This window comes from Actinospineispora spinosispora DSM 44797, from assembly GCF_000429025.1.
In the GTDB taxonomy this organism is placed as follows: domain Bacteria; phylum Actinomycetota; class Actinomycetes; order Mycobacteriales; family Pseudonocardiaceae; genus Pseudonocardia; species Pseudonocardia spinosispora.
Genome location: NZ_AUBB01000029.1, coordinates 44,734 through 63,718, shown reverse-complemented (window position 1 = coordinate 63,718; position 18,985 = coordinate 44,734). Strand labels below are relative to the sequence as shown.

The 18,985-nt window shown below is 71.3% G+C and carries 1 protein-coding gene (cut by a window edge); it reads right to left on the bottom strand.

Annotated elements, in window-relative coordinates; translation table 11 throughout:
• Positions 1–39: 39 nt before the first annotated feature.
• A protein-coding gene (locus G406_RS46865; RefSeq protein ID WP_037076671.1) for an MFS transporter crosses the window boundary here: on the bottom strand, positions 40–18,985 show its end. Its footprint extends 44,564 nt past the window's final position; only the last 18,946 of its 63,510 coding nucleotides appear in the window; its start codon lies beyond the right edge, outside the window — the gene reads right to left on this strand; it ends in the stop codon at positions 40–42.

Genomic DNA, 18,985 nt, shown 5'->3' with positions numbered 1-18,985 from the left:
GCGAAGTCCCGTGTGTCCTTCCGCGCTGATCAGGGGAAGCTAGCGGGGATCGGCGCGGCTGAGGAAGTAGCGGGCGGCGGCTAGCGCCGGTGCCGCGGTGTCGGAGACGACGGTCGGCAGTTCCGCTTCGAGCAGCGGTACGAGGCCCGGCGGTGGTGCGTGCGGCCAGACCCAGAAGCGCAAGACGTGCGCCAGCGGGTCGGCCTGGTCGGCGGGCAGCTGGTCCAGCAGCGTGGTCAGTACGGCGTGGGTCCTGGCGTGTGTGGCGGACAGGTCGCCCGGTCGTGGGGTGAGGACGTCGCGGTACTTCTCCCAGAAGTCCGCGTCGTCCCCGAAATCTGGGTAGTACGCGTGTAGCCGCCAGGCACGCGGATCGCCCAGCGCTGGTGCCGCTGAGTAGAACCCCTCGGCGGTCGCGGCGGTGGCCAATGCGCGCTCGGTACCCAAGGCGCGCTCGGCGGCGTCGGTGTCGAACGCCGAGGCTCGGGCCCTGCGCAGGTAGCTGAGCCAATGTCGAGCATGGCCGCGTAGCTGGTCGAACAGCTGCTGGTAGGTCTCGGTGTCCAGGGCGCCGGCTCGTCGGGTGCCGAGTGCCTGGGCCGCGTGGTCGAGCGCGACCTCGATCCCGAGCACGGCCCGGCGCGCCGAGGACATGTCACCCGCGCCGAGTGAGACCTCGGCTCTGGCCATGTCGCTCACCACGGAGTTCAGCATCTGTTGCGGCGTGCCCCAGGCCAGTGCGTTCGCGTTGGCCGCCACCGAGGCGAGCAGCGGGGACGGCACCGCGAGTGCCCAGCCGGTCTCCGGGTCCAGAGTGCTGACCATGGCGATGACCTGGCCGTCGGCGGTCAGCAGTGGGCTACCCACGTCGAGCATGGTCAGCGGTGCGGCGACCACAAGAGACGCGGGGCCGACGGCCAGCACCGGGACCTGATGCGGAACCGGTTCGCCCTGACCGTTCATGGCCACCACCGTCACCTCCGCACCGGCCTCGACCCGCCGAGCCGCGACCGGCAGTACCGGGGCGTGCAGTCCCGGGACGTGCAGCACCACGAGGTAGGGCACGCTCGGGAATGGCGGTAGGAACATCCGCAGCAGCTCACCGGCCCGGTCGGCGTCGAGGCCGTCCTCGCCGAACGAGGCACTGTCGGGGAAGAACCAATCGGTCACCCCTCTGCCGTTCACGGTCAGTGTCGGGCGCAACCGCCGCAGTAGCTCGTGAGCGGCTTCGGGTGACCGCACGGCTCCTTCGGCCACGTTCAACAGCGAGTACAGGGTGGTCACGATTCGGTCCGGGCCGGAAACCCAACCGTTGCCGAACCTGATCGACGCCTCCCGATGATCCACCGCGATCTCGACCACCGATCCGGGCGGGAAGCGCGGCGCGGCCACGGCCTCGGCGTTGGTCGGGTAGAGGTTCGTCAGCCGCCACCGGCCTTGGCCCGCCGCGTGGAACACCAGCCGCAGCGTCGTCGTCGGCACATCGCCGGGGCCGAGCATCAGCAGCGGAGCGGGTAGGTCGATGTCGCTTTGGTGGATGCGCAGCTGCTCGGTGACCAGCACCGGGGCTGACGCAGAGGCGCGGGCGATGAGCTCGGGCAGCCACGCCGCACGTTCGTCGACGGTCAGCTCACGGTGCTCGGCCATCAGCCACGCGCCGGACATGGTGATCAACTGGTCGATGTCGTCCGTCGGCCACGGTAGGTCAGTGATTGTCGACGGTGGCGACACACCGAGGCTCGCCGGCTTCGGGTGAGCTCGGACGGCCTCGGCGATCACCTCCGCCGGGGCGCTCACCTCCGAGGCCAGCTCGCCGAGGGTGGCGCCCTCGCCGAGCAGAGCCCGGGCGGCGTGTGTGCGCAGGGCCAGCCGGAACAGTCCCGGGGCGCGGCTCATCGCGACGGTCAGCTCGCCCGCCTCCAACCGGGTCGTCTCCAGCAGCGCGGCGAACCGGTCGTCCTGCGTCAGCACCCATGCACCGGGCAGGGTCAGCGACTCGCCGATGCGGGTCAGGTCCCCCAGTGCGGTGTTGAGGAAGAACAGCGCGTTCTCGGCCAGCCCCAGCTCGACCCACCTGCCGGAGTCCGCGAGTAGTTCGACCGCATTGTTCAACTCGTCGCGCAGCCCGGTGACCGCAGCCAGCTCCTGACCGACCCGCCGGGCGAGCAGCGTCAGCACCTCGGCGACCGGCGCGGAGGGCGGATGATCCCGCCATTCCCGTTGTTCGTCATGGCCGGGGCGCCCGCCGTCCCGGACGTGATGGGCTTCGTGCCGCTCCAGGAACCGCAGCGTGTCTTCGGACAGCTGTGGGAACAGGCGTTGGTCGGCGAACACCCGGCGGGTTCTGACGTTGACCAGGTACACCATCACGATCGGGTCCAGGCCCGCCTCGGTCAGCCGCATCGCGAGCAGCTCGGTGAACCCGTCGGCGAACCACAGCGCCATGCCGGCGTCGGCCCACAACCCGTCCGGGCTGGCGGTGCGCAGCTCCTCAGGACCGGCCTCGACGAGACGTCCCGCCCGGTACAGCTCGTCCAGCACCTCGTTGACGATCGCCGAGCGCGCGCCGTCCACCGTGACCGGGCGCCCCGTCGCGGGATCGAACGCCGCCGCGAACTCGTCGGGAGGGGGCAGCAGGCCTTGACGTTCGGCCTTGGCGGTGGCGACGGCGATGGCCTCGGTCAGTGCGGCGCGGCGCAGCGTCACCGAGCCACCCGACGGATCCGTGCTCAGGTGCAGCGCGGTGAGCAGGTCATCGGCGAACAGCGGAGCACCGGAGTACCCAGGCGAGGTGGGCAGCCGGATCTGGCCGCCGCGCACCGGGCCCACGTTCGCCCGGAACCTCCGGCCCGGATAGGCGGCGGCGACCACAACAGCCCCCTCGGCGAGGTCGGTGGTGGCCGAGGTCGCGATTCCCGCCCCACGTAGCCTCGGCAGCTCCGGTGCGATGAGCAACGCGAAGTCGAGGGCACCCGAGTACTGAGGAGGCAGCGTCGCGCGAACCTCATCGCTGAGCTCGGCCAGCTCAACCGTGACGTAGCCGGTCACCAGCTCCAGGCCCCCGTCCCGGTCGGCCAGCATGATCTTGACCGGCCCCTGGGGCTCGTCGACGGCGTGCAGCGCGGTCGCCACGGTGTAGCGACCCACCCGGACACCGGCCGCCCTGGCCCCTCCCGCCCAGACCTGAACGGCGGTGCTCAGCGTGTCGGCGGCGGGGGAGACGTCCTCGGCCGGCCCGGGGTAGAAGTTCTCCAACCAGGATCTGCCCTGGTCATCGACCCGGACGGTGAACTCGACGCCGTCGACGAACAGCTCAGCCCACGGCCCGTCCAGCTGAGCGTGCCGCAGGTACAGGTTGCCCTCGACCCATCGCGGCGGCCCGAGCGTGCCGTGCCGCCAGGCATGGGCGATCGCGGTGAACACCACGTCACCGCGCGCCGGACCGTGCCACCCCGGCGGCGCGGCCCACCACGTGTTCGTCGCCCGGAGCAGCCGGACCAGGGTGAGCAGGTTCCCGCCGTAGCGGCTCGACGTCCAGCCCCCGACGAACAAGGGCTCGGTCTCGCCCGCCGGATCCAGCCGCACAGCCAGGTGAAGATCCACCAGCAGCGGGCTGAAACCGGCCGCCACCACGTCCGGGTCGATCAGCCAGGTCCACCAACCGAAAGCACCGAGCCAGCGGTGTGCCGCGATGGCCGACTCGGCCCTCGGCAGCGGCACGTCCATCGTGCTGGCGAGCGACGAGGCGGGCAGCGCGCCCTTGCCCCAGCCCAGGCTCAGCTCGACGATCTCTCTGCTGAGGACCCGGGTCGCCATCAGCTCGGTGAGCCCACCGGGCAGTTCGGCGTCGGCGTCGGCGCCGGTTCCCGACCAGCGGCCGAAGACGACGCGCAGCCCGGACGCGCGTGACGCGGTGTCCTCGGCGTCGAACAGCGCGTGCACATCCGGATCGGTGACGAACCAGTCGCCGATCCGGACGTAGAGCACGTCGTCGGGTGTGTCGACCAGCCGCTGGCCCGGCCTCTTGTGCGCCATGGCCTCGTGCAACACCCTATCGTGCAGACCGTCCAGGACCAGGAGACCGGCGAAGTCCGCCGGCAGCTCGACCTCGGCCAGCCCGGACCACCTGAGGAACTCGGTGCGCCCGAGGAAGAGCACCGGCTTCGACGCGGCCGCCGCGTGCCGCACCGCCGCGGCGGCGGCCGGTGACAGCTCCCCGCCGGACGCGGAGATCGCGAGCAGCGGAGCCGTGGGGTCGACGGGATCGAGTTCGGGCAGGTAGCTGTCGAAGTCCAGCACACCCGTCCGGCGGGCGGCCAGGACGTGGGCGACGTGCACCAGGTCGGCGAGCGTCCGCGCGCCCCGGATCGGCGACAGCACCAGCAGCAGCGACGCGGCCCACGCGGCGGCCATGACCGCCGCCGCGGCCGGTCGGGGCCCGATCGCGGTGACCAGCAGACCACCGCCGAGCGCAGCGAATGGCGCGCCGAAGTTGCCGATGAACCTGGTCGCCGCGACGACCAGCGGCAGCCGATCCCCGCCGACGACGTGCTGGATGTAGGTGCTGACCAGCGGCCCCCGAAGCCGCGCCAGGGCCGGGATCGTGGCGATCGCGACGGCGGTCATGACCAGCCCCGCCACGCCCGGCGGGGCGAACGCGTACAGCAGCAGTAGCGGCCCGGTGACGACCGGGGCCAGCCAGAGCGCCCTGCCGGACGCGGAACCGGGGTTCTTCGCCAGCCGCTGCCCGATGACGCTGCCGACCAGCCCACCGAAGAAACCGACGGTGCCGACCGCGCCGACGGCCCAGGTCGGGGCCTGCAGCGTGCGGATCAGGTACACCACGTTGGTGACCAGCACCGCGCCGAACAGCATCCTGGTCAGACCCTCGTACAGGGCGATGGCGCGCAACACGCGGTGCGCCGTGACCAGCTTCAGCCCGGCGAACACCGCGGGCCGGGCGGTGGCCTTGGCGGTGTCCGGGACGCGGATCCGCCACAGGGTGACGGCGGAGACCAGGTAGGACAGCGCGTCGGCGGCGAGGGCGATGGGCGGGCCGAGTACCGCGGTGATGACGGCGGCGAGTGCGGTGCCGATGGCCTGTGCGCTCGCCGAGCCACCTTCGAGTGTGGCGTTGGCCAGCGCCACCCTGCTCCGGTCCTTGGCGAGCACCTCGGGGGTGTAGCTGCGGTAGGCGATGTCGTGCGCCAGGTACAGCCCGCCGAGGATCCCGGTGACCACCAGGAGCCCCTCGATGGTGAGCAGCCCGAGCAGCCAGGTCAGCGGGATCAGCGCGGTCAACGCGAACCGCGCCAGGTCGAGAATGATCATCAACCGGCGGGTGGCGACCCTGGCGACCAGCAGGCCCGCCGGGATGGTCACCAGCAGGCTGACCCCGTAGTTCACGAAGTTGATCAGGCTGACCTGCAGCGTCGAGGCATACAGGGTCTCCACGGCGAGCAGCGGCAACGCCACCGACGAGATGCCGAACCCGGCGTCGCTGACCACCCGGCCGGCATACAGCCAGCGGAAGTCGCGGCCGAGCACCCGGAACGTTCCGGTCCTGCTCGTGGGCGCCGGTGCGGTGTGTTCCGTTGCCTCGGCCGGTGACGGGCTGCGTGCCCGTGGCCGGTCGACCGTCCCGGCGCCCGGCACGTGCCCGGTCCGCGACCGGCGCACGGTCAGCATGACCGCGCCCGCCACCGCCGCGAGGATCGGCGACGCCAGCACCCACGTCGGTGCGGCGGCTGGCAGCCACCCGGAGGCGAGCAGCAGCGCGCCCGCGCCACCGGCCAGCGCGGTGACGATGATCAGGAACTGTGCTGTGGCGGCCCCGCTGTCCGAGCGCCGTGGTGTGCGGATACCCACCCGGGACAACACCTCGTCCTGCGAGCGGCCGCTGTCGGCGGCGGCCAGAATCGTGTCGATCGCGGCCAGGACCCGCCTGGTTCCGACTAGGTCCCGTTTCAGCCGGAGGGGTCGGTTCAGCTCCGTGCGCAGCTCGGCCAGTGCCCGGTCGCCGTCGAAACCGGCGTTGGCGAGGAGGGTCCGCAGGGTGTGTCCTCGGGCGGTCAGGCTGTAGACCTGCTGGCGGTTGTGCACGTCGGGGCTGGGGTCGCGGCGCTTGCGTACCAGCTCGGCTCTGATCAGCGTGCTGAGTCGCTCCCAGGTCATCTCGGCAGTGCTCTTGGTCAGCTCGACCAGATCCGAGCTTCGGTGTTCTCCCGGCGTGTCGGCGAGTGCATCGAGGAGCCCGATGATCGAGCTGTGCATCGCTTTCGTTTCAGCGGGCTTCCCCGTCGTCGGCAGTGTGTACAGCCAGCTGCGCGCGTGGGCGTGCGGGCGCGTGTCGGGTAGGCGATGCAGCACGCCGTCCCGCCACAGGACACGCAGAGCCTGCGCGGTGTCCTCGTACCGCCGCCCCGTTCGCGCCGCCACCTCGGCGACTGCCACCCCATCGGACAAGTTGGGCGAGGTGGTGACTGCTTCGAGCACGTTTCCGAGTACGAGCACTCCGCGCCGTCGGCCGTCCAGCACGGCTAATGCCTCATTGAGCAAGGACCGGATGTTGTCGGCATCGGTGTCCGGATCGGCGAGCAGGTGCCCGATGTGGGTTCGAATGCTGGGGCTCAGCACGCGTAGTGCCTGGTACAGGTGCGCGGAGCGCAGGGTCCATGAACGGTCGATGGTGTCCTTGACCTGGTAGTGGATGAGCTCGGTGCCCAGACGGGGCAGGCCTTCGCGGACGAACAGTTTCTGCGGCGTCCCGTGGCCCAGAACGAGATCGCCGCTGTCGGCGGCGCGCGACATGCGTGCCAGGTGCGACTGCAGCACCGCGAACGCTCTGCGCTGTTCCGCGTCGCTGACCCGGTTGGTGAACACCATGCCGTCCGGGCCGCGCAGCCAGGTGTCGGTGAACAGCGCGGGGAAGCGCCACTGGCCGGCGTAGCGCAGGTCGTCGTCGTGAGTGCGGCCGTCTCGGATGGCGGCGCCCTTGAGGTGGAAGGTGACCTCGTGGTTGAACACCTCGGCCCAGAAGCGGGGGTCGCGGTTGATGCGCAGCGACTCCGGGGACAGCACGGTGTGCGGTCCGGTGTCGTCGACCCAGGTGAACGCATCCAGCCCGGTGATCGGCCTGCCGAGCTTGCCGGTGGCCAGTCGCTTGAGCGTCCGGGAGGTCATCACCTCGACCCAGGGCGGCAGGTTCTCGGGCAGTGCCGCACGCTCGGTCCGCGTGACCGCGCGGCGCGGCAGCGTCGTGAACCGCAGGGCGAGCCAGTCGCGGTCCTCGGCGCGCAGCGGCGCCTCGGAGAACGCACCAGGGGAGTGCCCGTCCACCGGCGGGGTGCTTCGGGGCCTGACCATGTCGGCGACCAGCCAGGCGAGGGGCGCGACGGCGATGGCGAACTGGACCGTGCCGATATGGGCCTGGTGCTGCCAGACCGACCAGAGCACGGCCGAGCCGGTCAGCAAGGACACCGCGCGGGCGAGCGCGCGGGTGCGGCGGCCGAGCGTCGCGCTGATCCTGCTGCCTGCCACCGCGTATCCGACCAGTGCGCCGCTCACCGGCTGCATCAGGTCGACGAGGTTGGCGTGGTAGGTGGTGCCCGGAGCGGGGATGAAGTCGGTGACCACGTGGTCGGTCAGGTCGTCGCTGTGCGGTGGGGTCAGCGCCGTGCGCATGGCGACGAACTCGGTGTACAGCTCGCGGGCGGTCGCGGCCAGCTCGGCCGCTGAGGCGAGAACGGCGGCGGGGCCGCCCAGCGCGGCCACCAGCGCCGCGACGGCCCCGATACCGGTGACCCCGGCCAGGACGCCGAGCGAGACGGCACCGGCGTCGGTACCCGAGCCGTCCTCCGACCGGGCCACCTCCGTCGACGACGAGTCGATGCGCAGACGCCGCAACTCCCCGGCGAGCGGGCCGTACTCGGGGTGCCCGTCGACCCACCGGGCGAACCCGGACCAGTGTCCGTCACCCGGGAGCGGACGGGTGTACTCCACAGACGCCTCGGCGAACGCCAGTGCCGCTTTCAGCTGCCGCGCATCGAGCGTGCTGGCGAACACCCGCAGCTCGAAGGTGTCCGGATGCTGGATGTTGATCGCTTCATCGCGTTCGGCGTCGTACGGGTCGTTCAGATAGTGGTGCAGATCGTCGAGGTGGTGGTTGTCGAACTGGGCGTAGGTCGACGTGCGTCGGGCGAGTTCGGTCACCTGTTTCCGGTTGCCGTACACCAGCCGCATCCAGCGGACGGCGTGCTCGTCGGAGTCGAAGCCCGCCCGGCTGAGGTGAACGTGCAGGCCGAGTTCGACCGGAGACCCGCCGATGGCCGCCAGCTCGGCGAGCATCCGCCACGGGAAGTGCTCCACGGCCCAGGAGTAGCTCATCGGATGGGTCACGATCTCGAACCCGTGCCGGATCGAGCCGTCCCGCTCCAGGTAGCCCAGCGTTCCCAGGTGGCCGGCGACGAGCCTGGCGGTGCGGCCGTACCGGAACAGCCGGACGTTGATCTCCAGCTCCACACCGAGATGCAGCGGGCCCTCGCCGTGGAACACCGGCGCAGGTGGGGTCTCCGACTCGTGGAACACGTAGTGGCCGGGTGCGCTCCGCTGCCACGGCGGACCGTGCCGCCAGATCGCGTAGAGCAGCGCGGCGAGCATCGAACCGGCGAAGAACAGGACCGGTGCGATGTCGGAGACGGCCTTCGCCACGAGGGTGAACGGCACGGCGAGCAGCGACCCGAACACCGCGGTGCCCGTGGCGATGAACCCGGCGTCCCGTGAGGGCCGACGGTGGCCCTCGGCGACGGTGCGGCGGTAGTCCTCGATCCGGTCGCGTGCCTCCGGCCGCGCGGGTGACAGTCTCTCCACCAGCTGGACCCGGTATTCGGTGAGGAACTCGTCGCGGCGGGCGCCGGCGTCGAGCAGCCGGTCGTGCAGCTCGGTGAGCAGCCGCTGCACGGAGGCGTCGGCCGAACCGAAGAGCACGTCGCGCGGCAACGCGTCGAGCAAGCTGTGCAGCAGCGTGACCCGCTGGTCGAGCACCGACAACTCGACGACCTGAGCCGTGGTGATCTTGCCGTGCGCGCCGAGCTTCTGGTGGATGCGCACCGCCCGTGACTCCAGCCCGACCAGCTGGGTGTGCAGCGCCCAGGTGCCGCCGCGCCGCACCTCGCCGACCAGCTCACCCAGCAGGGCCACCGCCAGGTCCAGCTTCCACAGCCGGGACAGCACCGACTCCGGTTCCTTGGCGACCGCCTCGTCGACGAGGTGCGCTCCACCGATGAGCCGGTCCAGCTGATCGAGCCGGCCCTGGTGCTCCTCGACGGCCAGCCGCAGCCGAGCGGCCAACTGTTCGCCCGCCCACCACAGATCCTGGTAGTCCTTGGCCAGCGCCAGCTCGTCGCCCGGGTCGGGCAGCGCGAACGCCAGGCGCAGCACGGCGTCCCGCGCGGTGGCGTCCAGGTCGGTGGCGAGCGGCTCAGCCCTGATCGCGGCCTTCATCGCCAGGTCGAGGGTGTGCCTGGCCTCGGTCAGCTCAGTGGTCCCCGACGGGAGCCACTGGTCACGCAGCTGCGAACGTGCGTCGAGCAGCATCGAGTACGCCCGCGCCACCTTCTTCAACGGCTCGCGCAGCGCCACCGCGTCGGTGCCACCGGATTCGGGGAAGAACGACTCGTCGAGCGCCAGGACGGCGGTGATCCGGGCGACGGCGGGCTCTTCCCGGTCGGTGCCCACCTCCTGCCAGGTGTCCTTGCCGTTCTCCCCCTTCCGCCGCATCCGCAACGCGGTGACCAGCTGCTCGTAGGCGTGCAGCAGGCCGAGGGACGCGGGGGAGAGCCGGTCGGTGCCGGAGAACTCGAAGATCAGGTAGGTGAGCTGGTGACCGAGCGCGCTCGCCTCCAGGTGCCAGCGTTGCACGGGAGAGGGAACGGAGCTGGTCGGATCCAGCAGCCGCATGAGCCCCTGGGTGTCCCGGAACCAGTCGGGGTTGAGCTGTTCGAGGCGCTGCACCGTGTTCACCGTCTCGGCCCACCTGGCCAGCTCGGTCGCCAGCTCGTCGCTCTCCGCATGCAGCGCGGCGGCGCGCAGCGGTTCCACCGTCCGTCCGGCCGCCAGGTAGGTTTCGGCCAGCCGCTGTGTCCGGTCGGCGGGTGTCGGGTCTGCTGGTGTCGAGTCGCGATCGGCCGGGCCGAACGGCTCGCGCAGCCGCTGCAGCGCTGTGTGTACCGCGCGGCGGACCAGCGGGGCATGGCGTACGGCCAGGTAGCCGACCAGCAGCGCGGCGCCCACCGCACCGGCCGCCGCGACCAGCGACGACGGGCGGTCGATCGAGGACCCGTCGACGAACATCGGAAGGCGGATCATCTTCGCGCCGGGGAGTTCCCAGCTCGGTGTCGGATCGACCGACGCGGTCAGGTTCCGCCAGAGCCTGCCCGCGCCTCGGATGAGCCGGCTCATCAGGGTGCCCACGACCAGCCCGGTGCTGAGGAACACGACCAGGGCCGGGACCGTCTCGCGCAGCTGACGTGACACCCAGAGAGCCACCCTCGGCGGTGTCCTCACCGACGACCGGTAGGGGCGGGTCTCCCAGGCCGGGGCCAACCCCGCCACGATCCCGACCGGGGCGGCCAGCAGTGGCCACCAGCCGTGCCCGGACATCGCCAGCACCGCGGCGGCGACCAGCCCGGCGCCGTTCCCCACGATCCACGTCACGCCCGACGCCACGTCGGTGGCCCGCGCCTTCGGAATCCGTCGCCACTCGACGCCCGCGTCCAGCCTGCTGATGACCGCGGTCAGCGCGGCCACCCCGATCGCCGTCGCACCGAGGAAGGCCAGCGCGAACCCGGCCACCCGGACCGCGATCGGCAGGCTGTACCAGCCGGACTGCCCGGCAAGCCAGGTGATCGGCCCGCCGAGGCCGATCGCGGTGATCAGCGCAAGCGAGGCGCCACCTCGTTCGGTGGGCCGGTAGGCGGCCTGGACGCGGCTGGTCCAGCGACTCCACCGGCTCGGCGGGCTCGGCGCATCGGGGACCGTCTCGCCCACGAGCCCGAGCTCACCGAGGAGTTCGGTGACGCCCAGCTCGCGGGCCTGCTCGCCGACGATCCGCACCAGGTGGGCCGCGATACCCCGATCCCGCCACTCGTCGAGGACCTCGGTGGCGACCGCCGCGCGACCGTCGTCGGTCACGAGGAGGTGGAGAATGCCGATGGGCTGCCACCCGGTCCTGGTCTTCCGCTCGGCCACCAGCCCGATCCGGCCTCGGCTGTCGAGGTCGAGCAGCAGGCGCCGCCACGACTCGACCGGTCCGGTTTCGGCGAGATGGTGCAGGTAGCGGCCCGCTGCGGCCATACCGGCGAGTACCCGGTCCAGCGTCGGGCCGTCGTGGCGGCCCATCTCCCGGACCCGGATGCCCCGCCGCGGTCCGCGCCAGGTGCGCGCGCCGCGACCGGCCACCAACGTCACCTCGTCGCCGCGGCCCGCGATGATCAACGCCATGTTCGTCAGCGCGGGCGAACCCGGGCGGAAGTAACTCAGGTGCGGGTACTCGATCCCGAAGCGACCGCCGTAGCGTCCTCCGGTGCCGGCGTCGAACCTGACGGCGCCGAACCCGTGGTGGACCGGGTCGGCCCCGTGGACCGGGGTGACGCTGCCCAGGTGGTCACGCACGGCCGAGGCCACCCACAGCCGGGTGAGGGAGCCCAGCAGCAGGTCGGCGGTGTGCGCGGCGTTGATACCGGGGCTGCCCGCGACCACCCAGTCGGCGACGAGCCGCCGAACCAGGTCGGGATCCGAGGCGAAGGCGATGGCCAGCTCGTCGACGAGTCCCGGCGACACGGGGGTCATGGCGAACAGCGCGGCGCCGATCTGCGTGCCGTAGGAATGGGTGACCAGGCTGACGTGCACATCGGGGCGGCTGGTGGCGTGAATCCCCAGCAGGAAACGCAACAGCTTCGGGGCCGCCTGGTTCGCGTACAGCTTGAGCATCGCCTGAGGCAGGATCTGCGGCTCGTCGAAGCCCCAGTGCGCGATGACCGCGACACTGGGCTCGCCGGTGGCCACGATGGCGCGGTACAGGGCGTCCGCGCTGCGGATCCCGTCGCCGATCGAGGCCAGGCGGTTGCCCATGCCCGGCACGTACACCGCCACGTGGGCCGCGGTGCCCGGGTCGTCGCCGATCTCGATGATCGCGTGTCCTCGGCCGATCGTGTCGAAGCCGAGCAGATACGCCTTCGCGGAGGGGTCGCTCGCGACCTGGTCCAGACGTTGTTGCAGGGCGCGGATGCCGGTGAGCATCTCGTGGATCCGGGCCAGCTGCCTGGCTCGCCGACGGGTGTCGGGCCGCTCGTGCTCCGGCCGGGTTGGCGCGTCCGTCGCCAATGCCGGGCGGGTTGGTCCCCGGCGTCCGGCTGTGCCCCGGGGCCGCGACAGCCTGCGCTCCAGGCCGGTGAGCTCGTCGGCCGCCCGGGCCAGGGCGATCCGGTTCGCCTGGTCCCTGGTCGGCCTCGGCACACCGTCCAGCGCGCCGATGACCTTCGGTGAAGTCTCGAGGTATGCCTGGCGCTGTCCGTCGGACAGCGTGTCCCACCACGACCTGACCTGCTCCGGAGCGGCCTCGGTAGGCACCGAGGGCGGCCCCCTGGCGGTGATGACCGACCGGACCGGCTGATAGCCGGCGATGGCCAGTGCCGCGAGCGCGACCGCCCCGACAACCATCGGGCTGGTGAACAGCTCGGCCAACGCGCCACCGAGCGTGCGGTCGGTGCCTGCCGGGAGCGTGCCTAGCAGCCCGAACGCCGAGGTGGCCGCGAGCGTGACCGCGAGCAGGGCGGCGGGCGTGCCGTGGCCGCGGTCGTCCCTGGCGGTGCTCGGGCCGTCCGGCTTGTTGCGCCGATTGTAGTCGGTGAGCAGATCGTTCAGCCTGGTCCCGCTGACACCCAGCTCGGCGGCGAGCTCGTCGCGGCGGGTGCGCAGCAGCCGGTCGCGGTCGGCCACCGCTTCGTACAGCGCTGCGTTGACCGGGCCGAGCACCGGCTCGGGCCGGGTGGCCTGCTGGTAGGCCCAGTGCAGCAGATCGAGCAGCTGACGCTGAGCCAGCCGGTCCAGCAGGGCGCCCGCGAAGCGCCCCGGATGTGCAGTCTGGTCGGCGGTGTGATCCCGTTCGAGGCCCGAGCGGACCTGCTGCGCCCGCTCGAGCAACGCATCCGGGCCCGCGCCGTCGAGGAACGTCGCTCGGATCTCGGTGAGCAGGGTGATCCGGGAGTCGCGCCACAACAGGCCACGAGACGCCGAGGACACCTCCGTGAACCTGCCGAACAGCTCATCCTCCGCGCCGCGGATCAACCGCTGCAGGTGCTCGGCCGATTCGAGCAGTGCCGTACGGGCGTCGGGGGAATACACGAGGTCGAGTTCCAGCAGGGCCGCGATGAGGTTCCCGGCCGCGTCCCGCACCTCGCCACTGGTCGAACCGTGCGACTGGGAGGTGCGCAGCGCGGTCACCGCGGCGGCGAAGCCTGCCAGCTCGGCGCGCGGATGCAGCGCTCGCCCGCCCTGTTCGGTGTCGGTGAGGACAGCGACGATCTGACGCAGATAGTCCTCGTTGCGGTGCCACCGGGTGTCGACGCGGGTGAGACGCCGCAGCGCCTCGATCGCGGTGAGCCACGGCCTCGGATCCGCTCCGTACCGGGCGCCCAGCCCGGTGGCCAGCTGGGCAGCCGCGGACGTCCGCGCCATGGCCAGCAGCTCCGCGAGGGTGTCCTCGGTGGTGCGGACCGGCGCCCCGGCGGCCCGCATCCCGAACTCGGTGACCTCGACCGGCAGCTCGGCGCGCAACGCGGCCGTGAAGACCAGCGGGGCGGGGGCGTCGGTCAGGCCCGCCAGCTGCTCCAGGGTGATCCACCCGGCGTTGTCGGCCAGCGCGGACCGCAGCCGTCGGGTGACCTCGTCGACCAGCGCGGGCAGCTCGCCCGCCCTGGTGTAGAGCAGGTCGATGCGTGCCCTGAGCTTGGCCAGCTCGACCCTCGACTGCTCGTCGGAGTGCAGCGGTCGAGAGGCCAGACCGGCGAGTGCGCTACCGGCGGGGGCGAGCATCGAGGCCAGCGGGCTCAGCACGAACAACGCCTCGTTGAGCGCGTCCGGCATGGTTTCCCCGTCGGCTCGCTCGATCGAGGTGTACATCGTCTCGGCCCGCTCGACCAGCGCGCCGGCCCGGTGCAGTGTCTCGGCGAGGGAGGCGCGGGCCGCCGCGTCGAACCATTGCCGCAGCAACGCCGAGGCCACCGCCCTGGTCCGTTCGCCCTCGGGGTCGCCCTCGCGCAGGGTCAGCGCCTCGTCCCACCAGTCCTCCGGCAGCCAGCCCTGCTCCTGGTAGGCCTCCATCAGATGCAGGACCCAGCGGGGGACGACCACCGCACGGTCGTGCCCGAGGTCGGCGGCCAGCAGCGAGTTCATCGGCCAGAAGAACAGCAACATCGGTTCGAGGCGGCTGTTGACCCAGCCCAGCCCTCGTGTGTGCAGCTCATCGGCGGCGCTGTCGGTGTCCCACATCCACACCCCCAGCTCCGGGTCGATCTTGAGCAACCGGTGCTCGCGCAGCTGAGCGAGCAGCTCGTCGTCCACCTGCAGAATCCGCGCGTCGGCGTGCTCTCCGGCGATCAGCCCGCTGGGGCGCGGGAGGGTTGGCTCCTCGTTCGCCACGTACTCCGCGGCCTCCCGCAGCCGGGTCATCACCTCGACGTCCCCCGATGTCTCGCTGTGTGGTGTCTCGGTGTGTGGTGTCTCGGTGTGCGTCTCGGTGCCCGGCACCGACCGCCTGGCCAGCGCCACCGCGACGACAGCGACCACGACGGCACCGATGCTGACCAGCACGATCGTCGGCACCGCGCCGGCCACCACGGTGACGGAGCCCGCCACGGCGGCGGGCAGCGCGACCGAGGCCAGGAGGCCGACCGAGCCGTGACCGTGATCGGACCTCGACCGGCTCTCGGCGGCGATCCCCGGTGCCCGTGGTTCCAGCTCGCGGCGCGCGACACCGCTGTCGGTGCTGACGGTGGCCGCGCCACCACCGCCGGAAACGCGGTCAGCGGGCCGGTCAGCGGAGGACGAACGACGCGTGTACCGCTGGGACAGCCACAGGTCGAACCGGGACACCAGGTTCATCCCGATCATCCCGGCGATCACGATCAGGACCATCGTGGCGGTGTGCTGGGGCGACTGCGAGATCTCCCCGAAGGACAGCAGCGCGCCGTTGAGCAGCGCGTTGGCCGCCGCGCCCCGCCGGGGCGCGAGCCTGCCCATCTTGGCCTCGGCGATCAGCCCGAGGATGCTCAGGTAGCCGGAGGCCAGGGTGAGCGCCAGCGCCGGGATGATCATCGCGCTGGGCGTGACCCAACCGAACTGGATGGTCAGCAGCAGGTTCGCCACGGTGATCCACGGCAGCCCGACCAGGTGGTTGAGCTTGCGGAAGAACGGATGCGCGCCGATGTCGTAACCGGCCCATCCGGTGATGGCCGAGGCGAGGGCAGGCAGGCCGAGCAGCAGATCGGCAGGCGCGAACGCCGCGCTGAGCAGCGCGTGGTAGCCGCTGCCGGTGAGCGCACCGTCCAGATGGCCGACGAAGTTGACCACGAACGTCCCGGCCAGCGCCGTGTTGAGCAGCCTGCCCAGCAGCCCGCCGTGCGGGTTGAGCCCGTGGAAGGACTGGGCTTGGGTGCCCAGGTCGTTGCCGAGCGTGTCGAGCAGCCGGGAGAACAGCTGCAGCCAGGTCTCGTTGCGGGTCCGCGCGGTCTCACCGGGCTGCAGCTCCATGTTGATCAGCACCTGCGCGACGACCAGGAACTTCTCGGCGGACGCGTCGAAGTTCGCCAGCTGCTGCGGGGTGGCCCGGTCGAACACGGCGTACTTGCGGATGACCCGCAGCAGACGGCGGATCGTGTGCAGGTTGAACTGGCCGCGTTCCAAGGTGTACTCGACCATCACCCGCATCTGCTGGCTGTATCCGCCGCGCTGCAGGTTCAGCGCGCCGCGCACCTCGAACGCGGTGTAGATGGCGGTGGTGCTGGCCAGGGCCGACCACAACATCCAGCTCCCGGTGACGATCGCGCCGAGCGCCACCGTCGCCGAGATACCCGTCTTGATGAGCAGTCGCTTGCGCAGCCGCTTGACCTCCGCCTTGTCGGCGATGCGGCGCAGCTCCGACTCCTGGGTCATGCCCAGCACTCGCCCGGCCCACTCGTCGTCAGCGGCCAGCTTCGTCTGGTGCGCCGCGATCAGCGCTTCCACCGTGTACGGCCGGCCGTCGGGGTCGGAGAGGCCCAGACCGTGGACGTTGGTCCAGTAGTGCAGTGAGGAGCGCTTCGCCGCCTTACGGGCCTTGCGTTCCGCGTCGCGGTCCTCCTTCTGCTGGACGTGTTCGGCCCAGGATGCGCTCATCGCGTTGAACAGCAGCCGCAGCGACAGCCGCCGCCCGGACACGACCTCGGGGGTGACGGCGTTGTGCCAGCGCATCAGGCTGCGGAACTGGCGGTTGTCGCGCCAATTGAGCGTGGTGCCGTCGTCGAGGGTGTAGCTCGGTCCGGCCCCCGGCGCGGTCGCGGTCAGCCTGTTCTGTTGCGCATCGAACCAGTCAAGGACGATGCGGCGTCGGCCCGGGTTCATCAGTGCGAGCACTTCGTCCCATTCGGCGCGGCTGGCCGGGTCGCTCAGTTCGTTGAACACCCATTGCTGCACGTCGCGCTTGGCGTGGCTGAGGCGGACCTCCAGGTTCGCGTGCCGCACGTCGCGCAGCGCCTCGGGGCCGACCTCGTGCAGGATGCGGTTGAAGATCGGTTCCAGGTCGTTGTGGTGGCGGAAGTACTGCGGGTTGGACTCCGGTTTCACCGCGTCCGACCCGAAGATCGCCCAGCCTCGCCCGTAGCCGTGCTCGCGCGCGACGTCGCGGATGCGGCGGGTGCCCTGGTGCTTGCGGATCAGCTCGATGAAGCGGTCCTGGATCGGGGTGCTGCCGTCGGCCTCGACCTTCAGCAGCTGGCGGGCCACCTCGTTCCAGGAGATGTCGAAGTCGATGTGGTCGTAGCGGGAATCGGACAGGATGTGGTCGATCAGATCCAGGTGCCGCACGGACAGCTGGGTGAACTTCCCGACCCCCAGGTGCGCCAGGACGATCTTGGCGTCGGGGTATTCGGCGAGCAGCGCCAGCAGCGGCGCGCCGAACCGCTCGTCCGGAGTGACATCGGCGAACCGGCCGTTGCCCGCGACCCTGGCCAGCCCGAAGTCGTTGTGCAGCACGATCAGGTAGCCGGTCTCCGACGAGGCACGCAGCAGCTCGCGCAGGTGCGGGTTGAACATCGGCAGCTTGCCCGACGCCACCAGCTCGGCGGAGACTCCCAGCTCGGCCGACGACCTCGGGTGCCGGGCGGCGAGCACATCCGCCAGCGTTTCGATGCTTTCGGTCAGCGCGCCGACCAGCTCGATCGCGATCCGGTCCGGGTTCTCGTGCTCCTCGGTGGTGATGACCTCGATCAGCACCTCGGGCAGCGCGGACAGCGTCTCGGTCCTCAGCACACCCGCCTGGTGGTCCCTGCGCAGCAGCGTCGTGGCGTGCATCAGCTGCTGGACCAGCGCGACCCAGGCCGGGTTGAGGGTGCGCAATGCCTGCCCGCCCAGCAGCGTGGTCACGGCTTCCTTGGCGATCGTGGTCTCCCCGATCAACTCGGCGAGATCCGGGTTGAGGATTGCCATCAGCCGCAGGTAGCCGAGCGCGCCTGGCACGTCCATCCGGGCGCCGACGACACCCAGCACCGCGCGCCAGCGCAGCTCCTCTGGCAGCGCCCGGATCGCGTCCAGCAGCCGGACGTCGGGGAACTTGCCCCACATCTGCAGCATCGGCACGTTGAACACCAGCCCCAGCGCCTGCACCGGGGCGACCAGGTAGTAGAACGACCCGCCCAGCGTCGCCAACCCCATTCCGCGCTGCGGGATCGGGTGGAAGGTGATGACACCCTGGTGGCCGGCGTTGCGCAGCCGGGACAGGAACCCGTCGATGCTGGTGTTACGCGGGTCGTCGTAGCCGATGTGGTGGTAGTGCCCGTCGGTCACGTCATAGACCGGCATCCGGCCCCGGCCGATCAACGCCACCACCTGGCCGTCCACGAACATCGCCAGCTGGTAGCCGCGCCTGCCGTGGCCCAGTCTGCGCGCGAGCCCGCCCAGCTCGGCCAACGTCATCTGCTCGCCATTGGCCATGGTGACCATCTCGTTCGCCGGGTGCCGTCGGCCCCAGGCGCCGATCCACTTCTCGATCAGCCAGTCCACCCGCCGGGTGCGCTGCGCCGGATCGCCCTCCGGTCGCCGGGTGATCGCGCTGACCTGCTCGAAGCTCAACCCCGTCAACCGGGCGATCCGCCGGTTGAGCACACCGGCCTCGGAGGCGGCGAGCACCGAGGGACCGATCGCATGCAGGAACTGTGACCGGGCGAGGTCGCGCCACTCGACGGCCTGCGCGGCCAGGGCGTTCGACGCCGCCAGCTCGTCCCATGCCGCCGCCGACCGGTGCTGGAACGCTTCGATCATCCCACCGATCTCGTCCAGCGTCCGGGTGCGCACTTCCTTGTTGGCCGCGAGCAGCTCGTTGGTCGCCGCCTCGATCCGGGCCAGCACCTCGTCCTGGCCGGCGACCGATTGACGCAGTACCCGGCCCGCGCCCATCCTGCCCACCAGCCAGGGCGGGTCACGCCCGAAGTAGCCCTTCAGTGTGCGCAGCACCCGCGCGAACGCCACTGCCAACCGCCACATCGCGACCAGCAACGGCACCGCCGGGACCCGGCCGGTCAGTTCGGCCGGGGTGCTCGCCCGTTCCCCGGCGAGCAATGCCTTGATCCGCTTGGCGCTCAGCCCGGAGTAGCGGCTGAGCTCGGACATCGGAACCCCGTCCTTCTGGGCGTCCGCGATCGCGGCGCGGACCGCGCCCGCGTGTGACCTGAGCGTC